The sequence below is a fragment of the Xanthovirga aplysinae genome (assembly GCF_009711365.1).
Classification (GTDB): domain Bacteria; phylum Bacteroidota; class Bacteroidia; order Cytophagales; family Cyclobacteriaceae; genus Xanthovirga; species Xanthovirga aplysinae.
Window position 1 is genome coordinate 1 of record NZ_SMMB01001289.1, and the last position, 22,247, is coordinate 22,247.

The following is a 22,247-nucleotide window of genomic DNA, read 5'->3' on the forward strand; positions in this document are numbered from 1 at the left end:
TAAGCTATAAATATAGGGTAAATTAACAGATATTGAATACATCCTTTCTTCTTTTGAAAAAATCACAAAAGAAGAAAGGATGTATTTCAAATTAGAAGGGACAAAGGTTTTACTTTTTTGGCTCTTCCTCAATTTCAAATTTCATTGGACGAGCCACCTTTTCCTCCAACAAAGCAATTTTGAGGACTTCTTCCACATTATCAACATAATGGATAGTCAGGTCCTTGGTATATCGTTCATCGATTTCTTCAATATCCCGACGATTCTTTTTACAAAGAATCAATTCATTGATCCCGGCTCTTTTTGCAGCAAGAATTTTTTCTTTGATTCCTCCAACCGGCAAAACCTTCCCTCTTAAGGTAATTTCCCCGGTCATAGCTATACGCTCTTTTACCTTTCTTTGTGTATATATTGAAGCCAAAGAAGTCAACATAGTAATTCCTGCAGAAGGCCCATCTTTTGGTACGGCACCGGCCGGAACATGCACGTGCAAATCGTATTGATCAAAAACTCTATAATCAATACCCATTTCTGAAGCATGAGACCTTAAATGTGAAAGAGCTGTCATAGCAGACTCTTTCATTACATCACCCAATTGCCCTGAAAGGGTTAATTTACCACGGCCACGGCTAAGGCTCGATTCAATGAAAAGAATTTCACCACCCACTGAGGTCCAGGCCAAACCGGTGACTACCCCAGGAAACTTATTATCTTGATACAATTCTTTGTCAAAAAATTCGGCACCAAGGATCTTCACCACCTCTTTCGGACCAATTTTTTTATTATAGTCCTCCTCCATCGCAATAGATTTGGCCACATGACGTACAATTGCTCCTAACTTTCGCTCCAAACTACGAACTCCCGATTCCCGGGTATATGCATCAATAACTTTTACAATCCCGGTTTTAGAGAAAGTCACATCCTTACCTTTCAGCCCATGCTCCTCCCTTAATTTTGGAATCAAGTGTTTTTGAGCAATTTCTGTTTTCTCCTCCAGCGTATAGCCACTTACCTCTATGATTTCCATCCTATCCCTCAAAGCTGGCTGAATGGTGTCCAATGAATTAGCTGTGGCAATGAACAATACCTTTGATAAATCATAGTCGACTTCTAGGTAATTGTCGGAAAATGAATTGTTTTGTTCCGGATCCAGCACTTCCAAAAGAGCTGAAGAAGGATCTCCCCTAAAGTCAGAACTCACCTTATCAATTTCGTCCAAGACAAATACAGGGTTGCCCGTTCCGGCTTTTTTAATATTTTGTATCACTTTGCCAGGCATCGCTCCCACATAGGTTTTACGGTGCCCTCGGATTTCGGCTTCATCATGCAATCCACCGAGTGCCATTCGCACATAATTTCGATTCAAAGCCTTAGCAATAGATTTTCCTAAAGAGGTTTTCCCAACACCTGGAGGGCCATATAAGCACAAAATGGGGCCTTTTACATCGTTTTTTAACTTTCTTACCGCAAGATATTCGATAATTCTGTCTTTTACTTTTTCTAGCCCATAATGATCTTTATCCAAAATCTTTTTGGCACGCTTCAAGTCAAAATTATCTTTGGTTGTATCATTCCATGGAAGATCCAGCAGGAGTTCGCAATAACTTATTGCCACTGGATATTCAGCCGCTTGCGGATTGACACGAAGCACCTTATCCAATTCCTTGTTAAAGTGTTCATGCACCTCTTGAGGCCAGTTTTTTTCATTCCCTTTCAAACGAAGAGCTTCCACTTCCTTATCAGGCCCATCAAAACCCAATTCATCTTGCAAGACCTTCATTTGTTGACGCAGAAAATAGTCTCGTTGTTGCTGATCAATATCCGTATGCACCTTATTGTGGATCTCCTGTTTGAGTTCCAACATTTGAATATCTTTTAGCATATGCTCCAACAAAACCGTGGCTCTTTCTTTCCCATCATCAATTTCCAAAAGGCGCTGTTTGTCAGATAAATCCGCACTGATATTAGAAGAAAGAAAATGTGTAAGAAAAATCGGATTATCAATATTATCCAAAGCCACTTGAGCTTCCTGAGGTATCTCAGGGTTCAACTTCATTATTTTCACCGCCGCATCTTTCAACGACTGCAAAATGGCCTCAATTTCATGGTTATTTCTAGCAGGAAATTCATCAGGCAAAATGCGAACATTGGCTGTAATAAAGGGATCTTCCTGAATAAATTTTTCAATCTCAAACCGACGTTTCCCCTGAATGATTATTGTGGTATTCCCGTCAGGCAAGACGATCATTTTTAAGATTCGAGCCACCGTCCCCACTTTATAAATATCAACTTTTTCGGGCTCTTCAACAGTAGTTTTTTGAGCAACTACCCCAACTATTCTGTTCCCTTTATATGCTTTTTTTACCAGCTTCACTGATTTTTGTCTTCCCACTGTAATAGGAATAACCACACCTGGAAATAAAACAATATTTTTTACTGGTAATATGGGTAACTCCTCAGGCAAATCTTTATTAAAAAGTTCTTCATCCTCATCCGGAGAAGCCAATTCTATTAAGTCTCCAACGCCCTCATCCATTTCGGAAGCCAGTTGAGACAATAGCATTGAACCGTAATATCCCTTCTTATTTGAATTCATAGTATTTATTTAAAAGCTTTATGCCAAAATGACATGTTTGAGCAGAAAATATCCTCATCTATTAATAACGACCTAAAGGGACAACTGCTATGCCAAACTAAATGTAAAAAGAGGATAACTACTCAAGGTTTATTCAAAACTAAATTTAAAACCGAATAATCTAGAAACATCCTAAAATAAAAACAGAAACTTTTGACAATCCCTTTAGAAAATAAACCCACGGAAAAACATGCATTTAAGTGACTTAAATTCAAAGACTTACCCCTAAAAGAAACTTCTTTTTACCCAAAAAAAACCTACTATTCGTATTCCCTTTACCAAAAACCGATAAATTTTCATACCAATTAAAGTCTTATTAAGCAAAAAGATTTCCTTTCTCCTTTTTTTTCGCCAATTTGACAGCTAAAAAAAACTGAAAACTCATTCACTGCCAAGCCTATTACCACCAAACAATAAGACTATTAACAACACCAATAGAGGCTCTTTAAGATAAGATCTCCTTTGATTGCCTAGAGCTTGTATTAAGATTTTTCTTCTAGCAGCCAATGCCTTTTACAAACTTGACCTTCTTTCCCCCCCTAGTTTCCAGCTACTAGCCCAAAAGCGACTTATTCAGCCTTCTCAAAGGTTATTTCGCTAAACCCCGAAATATTTTGACAAACTTTAAACTAAAACTTATCAGGAGAGTTTAGGAGTCACCTACTCTCTACCATGACCCACATTAGGATTCTCCTTTTAAGCTGTATTTATTTTTTTTCTTCTGAGCTGCAGGCCCAGTTGACAAATACGCTAAGTCCTATTGAAATAAAAACACAGCCAGCCGATTCTCAACAGGTAGTTCTTCAGGTTAATTCACTAGGCTTTTTTAAAAACAATGAATACTTTAACCCCATTGTAGACGGCTATACACTTTTTGGCTACCAATTCTCCCCTATTTTACAATATTTCCCCAACCAAAACATTCAAATAGAACTTGGAGCTTACTTTCAAAAAGATTTTGGAAACCCCCAATTTTCAAACATTTCTCCTGTCTTCACCACAAGAATTTCCTCTAACAATTGGACTTTTCTCTTTGGTTCACTCCAAAGGAGGTATAATCATCATTTAATTGAACCCTTATTTGATATTGAACGGGGGTTAGTGGCTCCTCAAGAACATGGGATCCAAATTCTTTTTGATGGTAATAAAAGCTTTATGGATTTTTGGTTAAACTGGGAAACCATGATCTACAAAGAAGATCTGAAACCAGAAGAGTTTTCGGTGGGCTTGTCCTTTTCCCATAAAGTTTTACAAAAAAACACTTTTTCCCTTACCCTTCCATTACAAATGGTAGTTTTTCACCAAGGAGGACAAATTGACAGATCACCTTTGGAGGTATTCACCCTGTTTAATCCTGCTGTAGGACTTAAAGGGAACAGATCCTTTAAAAACAAAATTATCAAGTCCATACAAGCCGAAGCTTACTTCATTTACTTTTCAGGTAATGCTGAACAACCTCCTTATATATTTCAGCATGGAAAAGGATGGGATATTGCTTTTACCTTTAAAAGTCTATTTTTTGACATGAAAATTTCCTATTGGCAAGGAAACCAATATCTGAGCCCAAAAGGGGCTCCTATTTACCAATCAGTTTCAAGATCTCTCAAAAACTTAGATGCAAGTGAAAAAATACGAAAATTGGCATTTTTACGTTTCACCAAAAATATTCAGTGGAAAGGAGGAATACATTTAGGCTTCCGAAGCGATTTTTCTTATGATTTCAATAATCATTTGTTAGAATCTTCCCAAGGATTATTCCTAAATTACACCGGTGATTTTTTAATTTGGGCCAACAAAAACAAGCGCTGATGCTAAAAAAGCTTCTTCTGAGTTCTGGTGTCTTATTTTTACTACTAATCCTGTGGCAACACAAACTCATTATTTATGGGTATGGACAGGCAAAAGGGCAATTGAATATTATTATGAATGCCCGCCCCGTAAATGAATTTATAGAAAAAGAGGATTTTCCAGATTCCTTAAAACAAAAATTATTACTGATTCAGGAAATCCGAAAATTTGCCATTGATTCCCTAGGAATAAACGATTCGGATAATTACACCACCTTATTCGATCAAAAAAACAAACCCATTTTATGGGTAGTCACGGCTAGTGAACCTTTTGCCTTAAAAGCAAAAGAATGGTGGTTTCCATTTTTAGGTTCTGTTTCCTACAAAGGCTATTTCGATCGGGAAAAAGCCCGCAAGGAGCAGTCCAAATTAGTAGAGCAAGGCTACGATACAAGTGTAGGAACAGTAAGTGGTTGGTCAACTTTGGGTTGGTTTAAAGATCCAATACTCTCTAATATGTTGAATAATAAGGAAGGTGATTTGGCCAACTTAATTATTCATGAGCTAACACATGGAACACTTTTTGTGAAAGATCAAGTGGCCTTTAATGAAAACCTAGCCACCTTCATTGGCGACAAAGGAGCTGAGTCATTTCTCACTTACAAATATGGTAGAAATTCAAACGCATATAAGGAATATGAAGATGCCAAAGCAGACCGGGAAAAGTTTTCTACCTACATCCTTTCAGGTGCTCAAAAATTGGATAGTTTATATAATAGCTTAAGACCCGAACAAAGTGATTCTCTAAAGCTAGAGAAAAAAGAAGGGTTAATAAGAGATATTGTAAAAAATGCAGATACCCTTTCTTTTCGGAGTGAAGGAAGTTACGTTTGGTTTTTTGATGATTTTCAACCTAACAATGCATTTTTCATGTCCTATTTAAGATACCGATCGAAACAAGGTAATTTTGAGGAGGAATTTCAGAATCAGTTTGAGGGTAACTTAAAAAATTATTTGGAATACTTAAAAAAGAAATATCCCTCCATCTAAAATGGAGCTTATAAAATTTTTAATATTGAAATTTACATTTTTTCTAAATCCCTTCGGAAAAACCATTAAAAAACAGGGACAAGATAAAATCTGAGGTTCAAAAGAGGAATCACAAACAGAAGACACCCAACCTGATAACACTATGTTGGGGAACGCGTTATTTTATACAGACATATTACCTTATTTAGCATAATCTTTATTTAAGAGAGAACAACAAATCTGATAAACCAAACAAATGAGAAAATATATACTGCCGGGAATGTCCCTGCTAATACTGGTTATTCTACTTACAGCCTTTAAAAACCCAGGTAATAATGATACCCCCATCATCAAAAAAAAATTCTCCCAGGCAGAAATGTTTAAATACCGAGTTTTCCTAGGCTTTTTTGGAAATGCGGGAGAGGCTACTATTGTTTTGAACCCTGGAGTCCACGATTACAATGGACAAAGCTGCTATAAAGCAGAGGTTTATGGAAAGAGTTCTGGTCTTTGGAGTGCATTTTTTAGAATCCGAGACAATTGGGGGGCCTATTTTGATACTACGACCTTACTTCCTGTGAAATCTTACCGTAACATTGAAGAAGGGAAATACCGAAAATATGAATCAGTAGATTACCATCAGGACAAAAAAAGCCTTGTTTTAAAAAATTTCAAAGAACCTACCCATGAGAATCAAAAAATGGAGCTTGAGCAGGAGGTACCATTTGAAGTTTACGATTTAGTTTCAGGGGCATTTTACCTGAGAGCACTTGATTACGATCAAATGCAAAAGGGAGATACTTTAAATGTAAAAGGTTATTTAGATAAGGAGACATTTTCCTTTAATATCATTTTTGACGGAAGAACCACGGTAAAAACAAGAATAGGTAAATTTAAAGCCTTCAAGCTTACGCCTATTATGCCTGACAATAAACTATTTAAAGGAGAAAATGCGATTTCAGTTTGGATTTCTGATGATATTAATAAGGTTCCTTTGAAAGTTAAAGCAGAAATGTTTGTTGGATCTGTGGGTATTGAAATTACTGAATTTCAATTCGGAAACCAGGTGCCGAATGGAATAGTGAATAACGATTAATGAAAAATAAATGGAAAAGAGGTAAAGTTTAGTTTCTTTGACTTAAGCATCCAATATCTTTTACTTCAGCTTGTTCTACTTAGGGAATAACAAATGAAGATATCAGTGGAAGGTAAAATCTAATTGAAGCCAATATTAAGTTTATGTTAAACCTGGAACATTTTTAACATTGCTTTGTGGTAGCTTATTTTAAATGAGTAATTTCGAAGCATAATTCTTTATAATCATCAGTTATTTTTCAAATGGAGAGTAGTGCAAATTACAAAGTTCTCGTAGTAGATGATGAACCGGATATTTTAGAAATCCTCGAATACAATCTACAAAAAGAAGATTTTAAAGTTCGAACTGCTGACAATGGGAAAGACGCCATTAAAATTGCTCAGGAATTTGTTCCTGATCTAATTCTACTGGACATCATGATGCCCGAGCAAGATGGAGTGGAAACCTGTCGATTATTAAGGGAAATTCCTGAATTCAGTAATACCTTAATTCTGTTTTTAACAGCTCGAACTGAAGAATACTCAGAAGTAGCTGCTTTTGATGCAGGGGCTGATGACTATATTACAAAACCGATCAAACCAAGAGCATTGATTAGCCGCCTGAATGCACTTTTCCGTCGCAAATCACTTACAACAGTAAAAGGTGACAGAATTATAGCAGGTGATTTACACATTGACCGCAGCAGTTTTATAGTTACCTTCAAAGGAAAAGAGTTTCAATTGCCGAAGAAGGAATTTGAACTTTTAAGCTTCTTTGCTCAAAATCCCAATCGAGTTTTCAACCGCGAAGAACTCCTGCAAAATATTTGGGGAACCGATGTTTATGTACTAGCCAGAACCGTGGATGTTCATATTCGAAAATTAAGAGAAAAAATTGGAGAAGGCTATATAGTAACAGTTAAAGGAGTTGGCTACAAATTTGAATTAGCATAAACTATGTGGCTAAGCTCGAAAAAAGTTGCATTTTTATTAGCGGTCTGCATTGCTTTAACCACAACGGCTTTTTTATCACTTTTGAAAGACGTAAGAGAAGAGGCTTTGTTTGTAGCGGGTATTCTTTCTTTCTCTTCCGCCTATATCCTGGTCAGCTACACCCTTGAATTGTTGATTTTTAAAGAAATTAACAATATCTATAAGGTATTAGGCAAACTAAGAAAAAAGGACATGTCCTTTATGGATAGTGAATCGAGTTTATCCACAAATCCCATCAAGCGGATCAATCAGGAAATTTATTCCTATGCTGCCGTAAAACAAAAAGAAATTGACGAACTAAAAAGATTGGAAACATTCCGAAGAGAATTTTTAGCCGATGTTTCCCATGAACTAAAAACTCCTATTTTTTCGGCACAAGGCTACATGCATACTCTCTTAGATGGAGCCGATGAAGATGAAAAGATTCGCCGTAGATTTTTACAAAAGGCCGCAAAAAGCTTAGACCGTTTAGATCACCTGGTACAAGACCTGCTTACTATTTCCCACCTGGAATCCGGTGATCTTAAAATGAACTTTGAAGCCTTCGACTTAAATGAACTTTTTTTAGAAATTATTGAACAGTTAGAAAGTAAAGCCGAAAAAAAGCAAATAGAACTCGGCTTCGATAAAGATATTAAAAACCCGGTAATGGTGTACGCAGATCCAAAACGGATTCACCAGGTACTCCTTAACCTTATTACCAACGCCATCAACTATACCCAAGAGGGAGGAAAAGTAGTGGTTGGCTATAAAAATGAAAAAGAGGGCTTCCTTATTTATATTAATGATAATGGACCTGGGATTCCTCCTGAAGATCAAACCCGTGTATTTGAAAGGTTTTATAGAGTTGAGAAAAGCCGTTCTAAAGAAAAAGGTGGTACTGGCCTAGGGTTAGCCATTGTTAAACATTTTGTAGAAGCCCATAATAGTCAGGTCAATTTAGAAAGTAAGTTGGGCAAAGGCACCTCCTTCAGTTTTAAACTTCCAAAAGCAATAGAGGAACCCACTGATCAAAAGCCCCAAAGTGATGAGTTAAAAAAAGTTAAGAGTTAAGAGCTTATTAAAAAGCCAGAAACTCCCCACTTTTCCTTTTTGACTCCTCATATTATAAAGCCCGGTTTGCATTTTTAAGTGGAAGACAAGTTCTTTGCATAATATTTTTTAATTGTAAGAACCTTATGCACAAGATTAATTTTAAAGAACTGATTCTTTTTGAGAATGAAGATTACATAATAATAAATAAACCTTCCGGAATATCAACCCTGGATGACCGTAATGAGGAAAACTACAATATAAAAGTCCTTGCCAAGAACTATTGGGAGGATGCCCAGGTATGTCACCGCCTTGATAAAGAAACATCAGGTGCACTCGCTATTGCTAAAAATCAAGCAGCCTATCGCTCCTTGGCCATACAATTTGAAAAAAGGGAAGTTCAGAAAATTTATCACGCCGTAGTAGATGGAGTTTATAATTTTCAAGAAAAAACCGTAAAGCTCCCCATATTACCTCTCAAAAAAGGGATAGTATGTATAGACCGGGAAAAAGGCAAAGAAGCAGAAACCTTATTTAACACACTTAAAGCCTACCGTCAGCATACTTTGGTAGAATGTGCACCCTATACTGGAAGAATGCACCAAATCCGCATTCATTTAAGTGTGATCAAGGCACCTATCTCAGGAGATGAACAATATGGTGGCAAACCCGTCTTTCTATCCAAAATAAAAAGAAAATTCAATCTGAAGAAAGGAAGTGAGGAACAGCCTTTAATGAAACGTGTAGCCCTTCATGCCCACAGTATTGGTTTCAAATTATTGAACGGTGAAGAAAAAAAGGTAACTGCCCCTTATCCAAAAGATTTAACGGTATTAATCAAACAGCTTGAAAAGAATATTTAAAATAATCAAAAGAAGGTTGAATTCAGCTTTTATCCAATAATTTGTCATCACCTCCATTAAAATCAAAAGATCTTAATTGATTGGTCACAAATTTCTTACAATGAAAAAAATAGCAGTCATTTCCGATATACATGGCAATATTTGGGCTTTGGAAAGAGTCTTGGAAGACATTCAAAAAAAAGGAATTAATACAATCATAAACCTTGGTGATCATCTCAATGGGCCCTTAAAACCGAAAGAAACCTTTCAACTTATAAAAGAAACCCCTATGGTTTCAATAGCAGGAAATGGGGACAGGTATATTGTAGAAAATGCGTTAAGAGATAAAAAAGATTCTCCTACTATGAAGTATATATATTCTCAAATTGATATGGAGGCAGTTAATTGGCTTAAGTCTCTTCCTAAAACTCTTCTTTTTAATGAATTCATTTTTCTAACGCATGGAAAATTGGACATAGATGATAAATATTTAATTGAGAATATTACACCAGAAGGAATTGTAGTAAGGGAAAATAATGAATTAATTTCCATTGTTGGTCATTTACCACATAAAATAATATTAAGTGCCCATAGCCATGTCAGTCGATTTATCGATTTGGGTAATGGCCAAACCATCATTAATTCCGGAAGCGTGGGGCTTCCTGCCTATACAGATGATTTGCCTTATCCACATGCTATGGAGACATGCTCTCCACATGCAAAATATGCCATACTTGAGCTTGAAAATTCAGATTTAATAAATTGCCGGCAAATATCTTTAAAATATGATTGGAAGTTTGCCAAAAAGGAGGCAATAAAAAACAACAGACCTGATTGGGCAAAGTGGCTTGAAAGCGGTAGGGCTTGAGATGCTAAGCTTTTAACAAAAAAAGCTACTAAAATATTAAAAGAGCCTTACTTTATAAATGTGATAAAAAAGAAATTGGGAAATTAGGAACTTATTTCAACTTTAAATCATTCCTTTTTTTAAGCCCCACTTAACAAAACAGCTGGATTGGCCGATCTTTCCAACAACAAATTTAACAGAAGTAGATTGAACACGAGGCTCTTAACGACAATAAGTAAAGAGACTATTGCATTTCAGATTTATAGCTTTTATCTTTGTGTCCCTTTTTGGGCAATGAATTAATTGTTTTTATTATTTATAAAACATTTTATTGTGGATACTTTAAGTTATAAAACAAAATCGGCAAACAGAGCGACGGTAGAGAAGAGCTGGCTGATCATTGACGCGGCGGACGCTGTTCTGGGACGTATTTCCAGTGAAGTGGCCAAAGTCATTAGAGGAAAGCATAAGCCTAGCTTCACGCCAAATGTCAACTGTGGAGACCACGTAATTGTGATCAATGCAGACAAAGTAAGATTGACAGGAAAGAAATGGACTGACAAGACTTACATCTCTCACACTGGATATCCAGGGGGACAAAGAGCAATCACTCCAAGAGAGTTGAAGGACAAATCTTCTGCTTTATTAGTAGAAAGAGCAGTAAGAGGCATGCTACCTAAAAACAGATTGGGTAGACAAATCTTCAAAAACCTACATGTTTACCCGGGCGCTGAGCACCCACATGAGGCACAGCAACCTAAAGAAATTAAACTATAAAGCATTTTATTGATGGAAGTTGTTAATACCATAGGTAGAAGAAAAACCTCGATTGCCAGAATTTACCTAAAATCTGGTAACGGAAACATCACAATCAACGACAAAGAGCTGAAGACTTATTTCCCGTCTGAGATCATGCAAACAATTGTGAAGCAGCCTTTAAATCTTGTAGGTGTTGCTGCAGACTTTGACGTGAACGTAAACCTCAAAGGTGGTGGGTCAAAAGGACAAGCAGAAGCTCTCCGTCTGGCTATTTCACGTGCATTATGTGAAGTTAACCCTGAACACCGACCTGCTTTGAAAGCGGAAGGCTTCCTTACTCGTGACCCTCGAATGGTAGAGCGTAAGAAATACGGTAGAAGAAAGGCGAGAAGAGCATTCCAGTTCTCGAAACGTTAATTTCAAAGCACTCATAAGAATTTAAAAATATTATATCAGTAATGGCTAATTTACAAGAAAAAGACTTACTAGATGCTGGTGTTCATTTTGGACACTTAACGAGAAAGTGGAATCCTAAGATGGCCCCTTACATCTTTATGGAGCGAAACGGTATCCACATCATTGACCTTAAAAAAACGCTTGCTAGCCTCGAAGAAGCATCTAATGCTATCAAGCACGTAGTTCGCTCGGGCCGAAAAATAATGTTTGTTGCTACTAAAAAGCAGGCGAAAGAAGTTGTTGCCGAAGAGGCAAGAAAACTGAATATGCCGTTTGTGACTGAAAGATGGTTAGGTGGAATGTTAACCAACTTCTCTACTATTCGCAAGTCACTGAAAAAAATGTCTTCCATCGATAAAATGATGAAAGATGAGGCTTACAAAAACCTTGCAAAGAGAGAGCGTCTGATGATTACTCGTGAAAAAGAGAAATTAGAAAGAGTTCTTGGAGGTATTTCTGATCTTACCAGACTTCCTGCTGCATTGTTTGTTGTTGACGTAAAGAAAGAACACATTGCTGTTAAAGAAGCGCAAAAATTGAATATTCCAGTTTTTGCTATCGTCGATACCAACTCTGATCCAAACGAAGCGGATTTCCCAATTCCAGCAAATGATGATGCTTTCAAATCAATCAGCCTGATCACTAAAACTATTGCATCGGCTATTGAAGAAGGCTTACAGGAAAGAAGAAAAGAAAAAGAAGCTGCTAGAGAAAAAGAAGAGATTAAGAAGAAGAAGGCAGCAGACGAAGCTGCTCCGGCTAGCGAGGAATAATGGCCTTGTTTACATCAAAAAGTTATATGCTTTAAATACGATTGAACATGGGACATTTGCTCCATGTTCAATTTTTTGTTTCTAGGAAATAATAAAAAATTAATAATTACTAATCATCAGAAATCATGGCTATTTCAGCACAAGAGGTTAATAAACTCAGAAAAATGACTGGTGCAGGTATGATGGACTGCAAAAAAGCACTTACCGAAACTAACGGTGACTTTGAGGCAGCTATCGACTTGTTAAGAAAAAAAGGACAAAAAGTTTCAGCAGCACGAGCTGACAGAGAAACTACAGAAGGTCGTGTTTTCATCAAAACCAGTGAAGATAACGGCTTCGGTGCAGTTATCTCTCTAGGTTGTGAAACTGACTTCGTCGCAATGAATGCTGATTTTGCAGAATTAGGTAATGCTATTCTTGAAGTTGCATACAATGCAAAACCTGCTTCTATCGAAGAATTGAAAGGTCTTAAAATCGGTGACCTTACCATCGAGGAAAAAATCATCGAATTAGTAGGTAAAATTGGTGAGAAAATCGAAATCCTTTCTTTCGAAACTTTATCTGCTGATTTCGTTGCTCCTTACATCCACGCAGGTAGCAAATTAGGTGTTTTAGTTGGTTTGAATGGCAACAATGGCACTGACGTTTTAGAGGCTGGAAAAGATGTAGGAATGCAAGTGGCTGCAATGAACCCTGTTGCAGTTAATGAAAATGAAATTCCTGAAGATATCAAAGCTAGAGAACTAGAGATTGGTAAAGAGCAAGCTAGAGCAGAAGGAAAGCCTGAAGCAATGATTGAAAAAATTGCTATGGGTAAATTAAATAAGTTCTTCAAAGAAGCTTCTTTGATAAACCAACCTTTCGTTAAAGATAACTCTTTAACTGTAGCAAAATATTTAGATAGCGTTCACAAAGGATTAACTGCCGCTTCATTCAAAAGAGTAGTTATTGGATAATTCCTTTCGTTGTCAATAACAAATTTTGAAGCCTGATGAAGTTTTTCGTCAGGCTTTCTTTTTTCTCTCCCATTTAAACGATACTTAACAAGTCCCCCACTTTACTAACCAAATTGAATTGAGAAAGGAGATCGAGAATCATGAAGATCGATTATCCAGTTTTTTGAAGAGAAATTAAAACCAATTATTTACCTTTGTTTAAACATTCAATGTTACTTTCCCTTTAACCTCAAGTTAATTACGCTATGCCCGGAATAATTGACTATACCACCTTTATCCTTACCGCAATTTTAATAAACATCACACCAGGAGTGGACTTCATGTATATTTTGGGAAAAAGCATCCCTTTGGGAAGAAAATCAGGAGTGGTTTCCGCCCTTGGAATTTCTACTGGTAGGTTGATCAATGTGCTAGGGGCGGCCTTTGGATTGTCCATCCTTTTGGCAGAGTCGGCAATGGCTTTTAACCTAATAAAATACCTGGGGGTAATCTATTTATTATTTCTTGGAGGAAAAGCTCTCTTTTCCAAAAGTACTAAAAACTGGCCGATGAAAATGAGTAGCCCCCAAAAAAACAAGCATAATAGAATTTTTATATCAGGTCTTCTTACCAATATTTTAAACCCTAAAATGCCAATTTTCTTTTTGGCCATACTTCCACAATTCATAGACCAAGAATATAACAACAGTTTGGTACCATTTTTAATACTAGGGTTAACCTTTTGCACCACGGGAACAATCTGGAGCTTATCCCTTGCCCTTTTTTCTGCTCACTTTTCCAAAAAGGTCCAAACCAATCCAAGAACTGGGCATTGGTTAGAAAGAATAAAAGGAGCAGTTTTTATTGCTTTTGCTTTAAAACTAAGTCTGGAAAAGAAAGTATAGCAAAGTCCATTTTGTACCCAATTATTGATTTTTAGAAGAAAAAAATACTTGTCCAATTTTAGGTTGCCTACCAAACTCCAACTCCGGTACTTTGTATCAAAACTTTAAAAATGGAATTTAAAGCCTTACACCAACAAAACCATCCCTTACTAATAGGCAACGTCTGGGATGTAACCAGCACAAAAATAGCTGAAAAACTAAATTTCAAAGCCGTTGGAACTTCCAGCGCCGCCATTGCCACCACCTTAGGGTATACTGATGGAGAAGAAATGAAGTTTTCAGAATTGGAATATATTGTAAAACGCATTCTCGCGAACACCAAGCTCCCAGTATCCGTAGATTTAGAATCCGGATATAGCAGAGACCCTGTAAAAATTGTAAATCACATAAAACAACTTTGTGATTTAGGGGTAGCAGGAATTAATTTAGAAGATAGTGTAGTTTGCAAGGAAAGAATATTACTCCATGCCGAAACATTTGCTGAAACACTCTCTTTTATTAAAAATGAACTTCAAAAAAGCCAGCTAAACATTTTTCTTAACATTAGAGTAGATACTTTTTTATTGGGACAATCCAAACCTATTGAAGAAAGTCAAAAAAGAATCCACTTATATGAACAAGCTGGTGCCGATGGAATATTCCTACCCGGCATAGAAAAAGAAGGTGACATTAAAAAAATGGTTAAAAAAACAAGCCTTCCCATAAATGTCATGTGTATGCCAAACCTGCCGGATTTTAACCGTTTAAATGAATTAGGGGTAAAACGAATTAGTATGGGTAACTTTTTATTTAAGCACCTTTACAAAAATCATAAGGAATTGACTGCCCAGCTTTTGTCACAGAAATCATTTAAACCCATTTTTTACCATGCTAATAACAGAAAAAGAAAAAATTGATACATTCTATAAAGCTTTGTTGAACCGTGATCAAAGCTTTGTTGGGATTTTCTATGTAGGTGTAAAAACAACCAATGTTTTCTGTATTGCTTCTTGCCGAGCGCGAAAACCAAAATTAGAAAACGTGGAATTTTACACTACTTTCAAAGAAGCCCTTGACAATGGATACAGGCCTTGTAAGGTGTGTAAACCGACCGAAAATGCGAATCAGGCACCAAAGCAGGTGGATGCAGCCATAAAGATGGTAAAAGATAATCCCAAAGAAAAAATAACAGATTATCGACTTCGTCAAAACCAAATTAGCCCTGAAATAGTACGAAGATGGTTTAACAAAAACTATGGAATAACTTTTCAAGCCTTCCAAAGAATGTATCGCATTAATACTGCCTTCCAGGAATTAAAAAGTGGCAAAAGAGCTACGGACACGGCTTTTGACTCTGGGTACGAATCATTAAGCGGATTTGGATATACCTTTAAAAAACTTGTTGGAAAATCACCGCAAAAAAGTAAAAAGGAAAATATTGTTTTAATTAACCGGTTAACAACTCCAATAGGTCCAATGTTTGTCTGTGCGACAGAAAAAGGAATCTGCCTTTTAGAATTTGTCGACCGAAGAATGCTGGAAACTGAATTCAAAGACTTACAAAAACTGTTGAATGCCAAAATCATCTCAGGTGAGAATGAGCACATAAAACAAGCTAAAAAGGAACTTGCCGAATATTTCTCGGGTAAAAGAGCACAATTTAGCGTAAAACTGGAGACACCAGGAACAGCCTTCCAAAATTCAGTATGGAACTGTTTGAAAGAAATTAAATATGGCACAACGACTAGTTATCAGGAACAAGCAGATATCCTTAACAACCCAAAGGCAGTGAGGGCAGTGGCCTCCGCCAACGGACTAAATAGAATTTCAATAATCATCCCTTGTCACCGAGTGATTGGAAAGAATGGAAACTTGACTGGATATGGAGGAGGAATTGAAAGAAAACGTTGGCTTATTAACCACGAACGGGAAAACACCAACACATAGAAGTGTAAAGAAAACATGCGGTTTGAGCACAACCCCAAACCGTTTTTCATTTACTTCAATAATTGGTTTATAATAATAGGGTATCATCATCCCCTACCCACTTGATAAGAATGGAAAAATTATAACATTATAAAACCTCTCTCAAGAATCAAAACAATCCATTTTTTCAGGCTACAGCAATACATTTTAGCTCAATAGCAATTGGAGTAGGTAAACTTAGAACCTCCACTGTTGTACGACAAGGCTGATTATCTTTAAAATACTCCGCATAAATGCGGTTATAAGTCTCAAAATCCTCCTTCATATTTGTTAAAAAGACAGTTACATCCACTAATTTACTCCAATCCGAACCGCTTTCTTCTAGAATATAGCGGACATTTTGAAATACAGAATGGCATTGTTTCTCTATGTCGTAGGAGGTTATATTGCCTGCTTCATCCAGCTCAACCCCAGGAATTTTTTTCGTACCTCGTTCTCTTGGGCCAACTCCAGATAAAAATAATAGATTACCAACCCTTCGGGCATGTGGATATAAACCCACCGGCTCAGGGGCCTTATTGGATTCAATTTTTGTTTTCATGATTTATCAATTTTTTGTTGATCATTGGCAATCACACTTTTCCCAAATAAGAGAAAAGTAATAGGTTTTTTTGAAATCATTCTTTCAAAAGAAAAAGAAAATAGCAGAAGATAAAAATGAGTTGAAAAAATTCAACTCATTTTCATCCCACATTCAAAATTACTTATTCATTAATTCCTCAATTTCCTCGGCCTCAATCGGAATGTTTCTCATCAAATCAAGACATCCATTGTTGGTGATCACTAAATTATTCTCCAAACGAATACCAATACTTTCTTCCCGGATATAAATACCTGGTTCAACGGTAAAAACCATTCCTGGCTCAAATTTCTTATAAATGCTGGCCACATCATGTACATCCAGTCCCAAATGATGGGAAGTACCATGCATAAAATATTTCTTATACAAAGGGCTCTCCGGATTCTGATTTTTAACATCCGTTTTATCCAGCAGCCCTAAGCCAATCAGTTCAGACTCCATTACCTTACCCACTTCTTTGTGATATTCAGGAATTACATTCCCTGGAGTGAGCATTTGAACTGCCTCCCTATGCACCCTCAATACGGCATTATATATAGCCTTTTGCCTGTTGGTAAATCTTCCATTCACCGGAATGCTACGAGTCATATCGGCATTGTAATTGGCATATTCAGCTCCAACATCAAACAAAATCAAGTCTCCATCCTTACACACCTGATTATTATCAATATAATGCAAAACGCAAGCATTGAAACCAGAAGCAATAATAGGTTCATAAGCAAAACCTCTGGAACGGTTTCGAAGGAATTCATGTGCAAATTCGGCTTCAATTTCAAATTCAGTGACTCCTGGTTTTACAAACTCCAAAATACGTCGGAAACCCTTTTCGGTGATGTCACAAGCTTTCTGCAACAAATCAATCTCAACTTGAGATTTAATTGGCCTCAAGTCATATAAAATCGGCACCAAACGTTCATACTCATGCAAAGGATAAGCCTCCTTACACCACTTTACAAATCGGGCATCACGAGTTTCTACCTCAACAACAGCTCGAATATGTTCATTGCTATTTAAATAGACATGCTCCACTTCTGCCATTATCATTTGAAAGACCTTTTCAAATTCTGATGTCCAAAGCACTGTCTTTACTCCAGAAGTAGCTGTAGCCTCTTCTTTGGTGTATTTATGCCCTTCCCAAATAGCAATTTCTTCACTAGTCTCTCTTACAAACAATACCTCTCTATATTTTTCGTCTGGAAAATCAGGGGCAAGGAGCAAAATCGTTTCTTCCTGATCAATTCCAGAAGCCCAAAACAGATCACTGTTCTGCTTAAATGGCATGGTGCCATCTGCATTTTTGGGCATAATATCATTGGAATTCAAAACCACGGCGGAATTAGCCTTTAATCGCTCAGTAAGTCTTTGTCTATTTAAAACAAAAAGTGATGAATCAATTGGTAAATACTTCATATTAGATTATTTATTCGTCAACCTTTAGGCTTAGGAAATTTAAAACCTCAAAAATTTCCTAAGCCTAAAATGTAAAAACTCTTCAAAATAAATGTGAGCCCAATTTAGTAAATGGAAAAATGTTAATCCCATTCACCTCTATAAAATTTTGAACTAGACAAAGAAACTAAGTAGTAAAAGGATAATCAATAACGGTCTTTAAACCCATACCAGACTTTTAAGATGGAAAGAACGTGAGTAACTTCTTATACTTGTCAGATGTAACAATTAGCTAAGCCGTCGAGAAAGAACCTACATTACTTTCTTATACACTTCCATTAAATCAGCGGCAATCTTTTCTTCCTCAAAGCGCTTTACATAATCAAGGCTTTTATTTCTCATTTGATTTGCTAATTTGGAGTTAGTCAAAATCAACAAAATAGCTTCGGCTAACTCCTCCGCATTTGAAGGGTCGACATAGAGACAGTCTGGTCCCCCCGCTTCTGAAAAACAAGAGCCTTTACTGGTAATAACGGGCACGCTGGAATTAATGGCTTCAATAATGGGGATTCCAAATCCTTCAAAAATAGAAGGGTAAATAAAAACCTTGGCCAGTTGGTAAATTTTGGGAAGGTCCTCGAAATTCACCTGATGTAAAAAAATGATACGATCGGCAATTCCTTCTTTTTCAGCATAAGCCACCAATTCATTTTTATATTTAGTAGCTTTTCCCACAATCACCAAGGGAATATCCAAGTGATGCTTATGAATGGCCAAAGCTTTTAAAATGAGAAGGGCATTTTTTCGGGCCTCAATGGTCCCCACATTCAGCAAAAAATCTTCTGGGAGATTATATTTATCACTAACCATCCGAAGTCCAGTGGACTCTTCCTCACACTTAAATTGGGGCAAGCAGCCCTGATACACAATATCAATTTTTGAAGGATCGACCCCTAAGAACTCCTGCAAATCATCAGCGGTTTGTTGACTAATGGCTATAATTCGGTCCGCTACTTTACAAGCATGACGAGCCTTCTTTTTATAGATGATGACGTCCAGCCGATTGTATAATTCCGGATAACGAATAAATAACAAATCGTGAATAGTCACCACTGTTTTTAAACGACAATTATTGAGTAAGGGTAATTCATTGCTTAGTCCATGTAAAATATCCGCCCGATCTCTTACAGCAATATTACCCAACATATAGCTTCTCCAAATGCTATGCAATTTCAATTTTGACACAAACCTGGAGGGTATCCTCACCTTTACATTTTTTTGAAGCAGTAAATCAGTTACCTCCTTATGATCACTTGTTCTAGGTGAATAAAGTAAGTATTGGTTTTCCGGATAGAAATCACTTAAGGCCTTAATCATAAAACGGCTGTAATTTCCCAAACCAGTAAAATTGGTAAATGCTCTTTTGGCATCAAAAGCTATTTTCATCATCAACAGCAGGCGTTACTACAGGCAGCAAATTTATTCTCTAGCAAAGAATCACTACCACAAAAAAACTAAAATTATTTTCCACTTTCGATAACCTGGACTTATGCCTTGGTATCAAAACAGCATAAAGCCCATAATTGGTTTACTAATTATTCTTCCATGGAGAAAAATAAAGACTAGGAATTTCTTTTAACAACTGTAAAAGTGCCCAAAAAACATTGATAGTTAAACAAAAAATCAATAATTGTGTACAATAGGATTATTTTGGATTTGGGCAGGAACCGATTTTTTTCCCTAAATTCGCAGCTCTTAAGCTTATGGAAGACTATCAATTACATACCCTATCCAACGGAATTCGGGTAGTTCATCAAGAAGTAACCACCACCAAGATTGTACATTGTGGGTTTATCTTAGATATAGGAAGCAGGGACGAAAGGGCCGAACAACAGGGAATCGCTCATTTCTGGGAACACATGGCCTTTAAAGGTACCAAAAAAAGAAAAGCCTTTCATATATTAAACCGCCTGGAATCTGTTGGGGGAGAATTAAATGCCTATACGACCAAGGAAAAGATATGCTTTTACGCATCCGTATTAAGCAATTATTTTGAACAAGCATTTGAGCTGCTCACCGATATAACTTTTCATTCAATATTTCCAGAAAAACAAATTGAGAAAGAAAGACATGTGATTCTGGAAGAAATGGCGATGTACCACGATTCTCCGGAAGATTCCATTCAAGATGAGCTGGATACAATTATTTTCAAGAATCACCCTTTAGGAAAAAATATTCTGGGTACCCAGCAGAGCGTTTTATCATTCCAACAACAAGACTTTTTCAATTTCATAGCTGAGAATATTGATACTAATCGATTGATATTCTCTTGTTCTGGAAATATTCCCATGAAAAAGGTTGTTCGACTGGCAGAAAAACTTTTGAATGATATTCAAGCTCAAAGCACAAAACGTAAGCGCTTAACCTTTCGAAATTATCAGGCGGAGATAACTAAAGTAAATCGTGCACTCACTCAATCTCAATGTGCAATGGGGAGGGATGCATACTCACTTTCTGACAAAAGGAGAATGAAACTTTTCACCCTGGTAAATATTTTAGGAGGTCCAGGAATGAATTCACGTCTAAATATGGCCTTAAGGGAAAAATATGCTTATGTATATGCCATCGATGCGCAATATAATGCCTTCCTCGACACAGGAATCTTTTCCATCTTTTTTGGAACAGAACCTCGACAACTTCCCAAATCTATTGAAATAGTATTCCGGGAATTAAAAAAACTTCAGGAGATCCCTTTGGGAAGTATTCAATTGCATAGAGCAAAAGAACAACTTTTTGGTCAACTGGCTATGGCTGAAGAGAATCACATGAACCTCATGCTCATGAGAGGAAAAAGCCTCCTTGATCTCAATAAAATCTATAGTCTAGATGAAATCTTTGAGGAAATTAGAAATATAACGGCGAACGACTTGCAAGAAATTGCTCTTGAAATGTTCAATAGAGACGATATTAGTATTTTAAGCTATTTACCGGAAAAGGAGAGTTAATTATTAGCCAAAAGTTAGGAGTAAAGTATTATATAATTAGAAAAAAATATGTTACTTTAAATCTTCATTCCTAAATATTAAATCTCCAGTTTTCACCGTTTACTATCAACTTCTCATTCTTAATGCTAAACTATTATGGACTATATACCTTCAGAATTACACGAAAAAATTCAAAAGTACGTAGAAGAACACACCAGCAAAGAGCCTTCCCTTCTGCATCAGCTTAACCGTGAAACGCATCTTAAGGTATTAAAAGCCCGAATGCTAAGTGGCCACCTTCAAGGAAGAGTATTATCCATGTTTTCAAAAATGGTTCGGCCAAAAAACATTCTTGAAATAGGAACCTATACAGGCTACTCTGCTATTTGTCTTTCAGAAGGACTTCAACCAAATGGAAAATTGCACACCATTGACATTAATGAAGAACTAGAAAATATGGTTCGGAATTATTTTTCCCAAGCCGAAATTGACGATAAAGTCCATTTCCACATTGGGAATGCCCTTGAAATCATCCCCCAATTAGATTTGTCTTTCGATTTGGTTTTTATTGATGCAGATAAAATCAATTATTCAAATTACTATGCACTCACTTTTGATAAAGTTCCTGTGGGTGGATTTATTATTATTGACAACGTGCTTTGGAGTGGTAAGGTAATTCCTGAAGGTCGTAAAAAATTAGATAAAGACACCAAAGCGATAATTGACTTTAACCAGCAAATTCAAAAAGACTCCAGAGTAGAAAATGTACTTTTCCCCATTCGAGACGGAATGATGGTATTACAGAAGATTTCAGAGTAATTTTTTCAATAAATTAGGTGGAGCAAGAAATTATCTCATGAAAATTTTTTATTAGTCAAAGACTTCAAAATTCACAGGAGGATCCTCATTAATCTATGGAAATACCTACAATTTAAAGGTGAAACAGATTATTGGGATCCTTTTATTTTTTAGATATACCTACCTTTTTCATAAAAAGAAAGCCAAATAATAGTCTACCTTATTCTATTTTTATAATTTTAGTGCGCTGTTTTTTAATGATATTTTTAGCCACTGCAAAATGAAGAAATTATTTATTTCTACTTTTATTTTTTTATTTTCCACTACCCTACTCGCCCAAAACTCCAAAGTTCCATCCCACATTGAATTTGGCGGAATAAAGTTAACCTTAACCGAAGCAGCAAGAAAGGAGGTTCAGAAAAATGTTGATGCTTTAACCAAAAGTCCAAAATATTTTCAATTAG

20 protein-coding genes and 1 pseudogene are annotated in these 22,247 nt (G+C 36.4%); 17 read left to right on the plus strand and 4 right to left on the minus strand.

The window, feature by feature from the left end; genetic code table 11:
* Positions 1-109: 109 nt before the first annotated feature.
* The gene (gene lon / locus E1171_RS21625; RefSeq protein WP_155208159.1) at positions 110-2,596 is read right to left on the minus strand and encodes an endopeptidase La; all 2,487 of its coding nucleotides are present in this window, start codon (positions 2,594-2,596) and stop codon (positions 110-112) included.
* Positions 2,597-3,307: 711 nt separating this feature from the next.
* On the opposite strand from lon, the gene E1171_RS21630 reads away from it, so the two are divergent.
* The 14 genes from E1171_RS21630 to E1171_RS21695 all read left to right on the plus strand — a co-directional run bounded on the left by E1171_RS21630 (position 3,308) and on the right by E1171_RS21695 (position 15,993).
* Positions 3,308-4,444 (plus strand): hypothetical protein, encoded by a 1,137-nt coding sequence (locus E1171_RS21630; protein ID WP_155208160.1) that lies wholly within the window; start codon positions 3,308-3,310, stop codon positions 4,442-4,444.
* Positions 4,444-5,472, plus strand: a complete 1,029-nt coding sequence (locus E1171_RS21635) for an aminopeptidase (protein WP_155208161.1) — start codon at positions 4,444-4,446, stop codon at positions 5,470-5,472. Before E1171_RS21630 ends, E1171_RS21635 begins: the two co-directional genes overlap by 1 nt.
* A 235-nt stretch (positions 5,473-5,707) precedes the next feature.
* The gene (locus E1171_RS21640; RefSeq protein ID WP_155208162.1) at positions 5,708-6,547 is read left to right on the plus strand and encodes a DUF3108 domain-containing protein; all 840 of its coding nucleotides are present in this window, start codon (positions 5,708-5,710) and stop codon (positions 6,545-6,547) included.
* Positions 6,548-6,789: 242 nt separating this feature from the next.
* The gene (locus tag E1171_RS21645) at positions 6,790-7,479 is read left to right on the plus strand and encodes a response regulator transcription factor (RefSeq protein ID WP_155208163.1); all 690 of its coding nucleotides are present in this window, start codon (positions 6,790-6,792) and stop codon (positions 7,477-7,479) included.
* 3 nt (positions 7,480-7,482) lie between these two features.
* A complete protein-coding gene (locus tag E1171_RS21650) occupies positions 7,483-8,571 on the plus strand; it encodes a sensor histidine kinase (protein WP_155208164.1) in 1,089 nt (362 codons plus the stop codon).
* A 125-nt stretch (positions 8,572-8,696) separates the two neighbouring features.
* Positions 8,697-9,413, plus strand: coding sequence for an RluA family pseudouridine synthase (locus tag E1171_RS21655; protein ID WP_155208165.1), 717 nt, complete (start codon positions 8,697-8,699; stop codon positions 9,411-9,413).
* Between the two features lie 100 nt (positions 9,414-9,513).
* Positions 9,514-10,260, plus strand: a complete 747-nt coding sequence (locus E1171_RS21660) for a metallophosphoesterase family protein (RefSeq protein ID WP_155208166.1) — start codon at positions 9,514-9,516, stop codon at positions 10,258-10,260.
* A 312-nt stretch (positions 10,261-10,572) separates the two neighbouring features.
* Positions 10,573-11,016 carry a 50S ribosomal protein L13 gene (gene rplM, locus E1171_RS21665; protein WP_187696582.1) on the plus strand — a complete coding sequence of 148 codons (444 nt, stop codon included), beginning with the start codon at positions 10,573-10,575 and terminating at the stop codon, positions 11,014-11,016.
* Between the two features lie 12 nt (positions 11,017-11,028).
* Positions 11,029-11,415 carry a 30S ribosomal protein S9 gene (gene rpsI / locus E1171_RS21670; protein ID WP_155208168.1) on the plus strand — a complete coding sequence of 129 codons (387 nt, stop codon included), beginning with the start codon at positions 11,029-11,031 and terminating at the stop codon, positions 11,413-11,415.
* 41 nt (positions 11,416-11,456) lie between these two features.
* On the plus strand, positions 11,457-12,227 hold the full coding sequence (rpsB, locus tag E1171_RS21675; RefSeq protein WP_155208169.1) for a 30S ribosomal protein S2: 771 nt from the start codon (positions 11,457-11,459) through the stop codon (positions 12,225-12,227).
* Positions 12,228-12,352: 125 nt separating this feature from the next.
* A complete protein-coding gene (gene tsf / locus E1171_RS21680; RefSeq protein WP_155208170.1) occupies positions 12,353-13,183 on the plus strand; it encodes a translation elongation factor Ts in 831 nt (276 codons plus the stop codon).
* Positions 13,184-13,428: 245 nt separating this feature from the next.
* Complete coding sequence (locus E1171_RS21685; RefSeq protein WP_155208171.1) at positions 13,429-14,067, plus strand: LysE family translocator; 639 nt, start codon at positions 13,429-13,431, stop codon at positions 14,065-14,067.
* A gap of 110 nt (positions 14,068-14,177) precedes the next feature.
* A complete protein-coding gene (locus E1171_RS21690; protein WP_155208172.1) occupies positions 14,178-14,963 on the plus strand; it encodes an isocitrate lyase/PEP mutase family protein in 786 nt (261 codons plus the stop codon).
* On the plus strand, positions 14,935-15,993 hold the full coding sequence (locus tag E1171_RS21695) for a bifunctional transcriptional activator/DNA repair enzyme AdaA (RefSeq protein WP_155208173.1): 1,059 nt from the start codon (positions 14,935-14,937) through the stop codon (positions 15,991-15,993). The genes E1171_RS21690 and E1171_RS21695 overlap by 29 nt, the downstream gene beginning before the upstream one ends.
* A gap of 166 nt (positions 15,994-16,159) precedes the next feature.
* Here E1171_RS21695 and E1171_RS21700 read toward each other — a convergent pair whose 3' ends face one another.
* From E1171_RS21700 to E1171_RS21710, 3 genes are all read right to left on the minus strand, one after another.
* The gene (locus E1171_RS21700; protein WP_155208174.1) at positions 16,160-16,573 is read right to left on the minus strand and encodes a RidA family protein; all 414 of its coding nucleotides are present in this window, start codon (positions 16,571-16,573) and stop codon (positions 16,160-16,162) included.
* Between the two features lie 159 nt (positions 16,574-16,732).
* Positions 16,733-18,022 carry an aminopeptidase P family protein gene (locus E1171_RS21705; protein ID WP_155208175.1) on the minus strand — a complete coding sequence of 430 codons (1,290 nt, stop codon included), beginning with the start codon at positions 18,020-18,022 and terminating at the stop codon, positions 16,733-16,735.
* 291 nt (positions 18,023-18,313) lie between these two features.
* The gene (locus E1171_RS21710) at positions 18,314-19,450 is read right to left on the minus strand and encodes a glycosyltransferase family 4 protein (RefSeq protein ID WP_246164478.1); all 1,137 of its coding nucleotides are present in this window, start codon (positions 19,448-19,450) and stop codon (positions 18,314-18,316) included.
* Positions 19,451-19,764: 314 nt separating this feature from the next.
* On the opposite strand from E1171_RS21710, the gene E1171_RS21715 reads away from it, so the two are divergent.
* The 3 genes and pseudogenes from E1171_RS21715 to E1171_RS24330 form a co-directional block, all read left to right on the plus strand.
* Entirely contained in the window at positions 19,765-21,006 is a 1,242-nt protein-coding gene (locus tag E1171_RS21715; RefSeq protein WP_155208176.1) for a M16 family metallopeptidase, read from the plus strand.
* Between the two features lie 135 nt (positions 21,007-21,141).
* A complete protein-coding gene (locus E1171_RS21720) occupies positions 21,142-21,804 on the plus strand; it encodes an O-methyltransferase (RefSeq protein ID WP_155208177.1) in 663 nt (220 codons plus the stop codon).
* 259 nt (positions 21,805-22,063) lie between these two features.
* Positions 22,064-22,247, plus strand: a pseudogene (locus tag E1171_RS24330) (lytic transglycosylase); the annotation flags it as partial.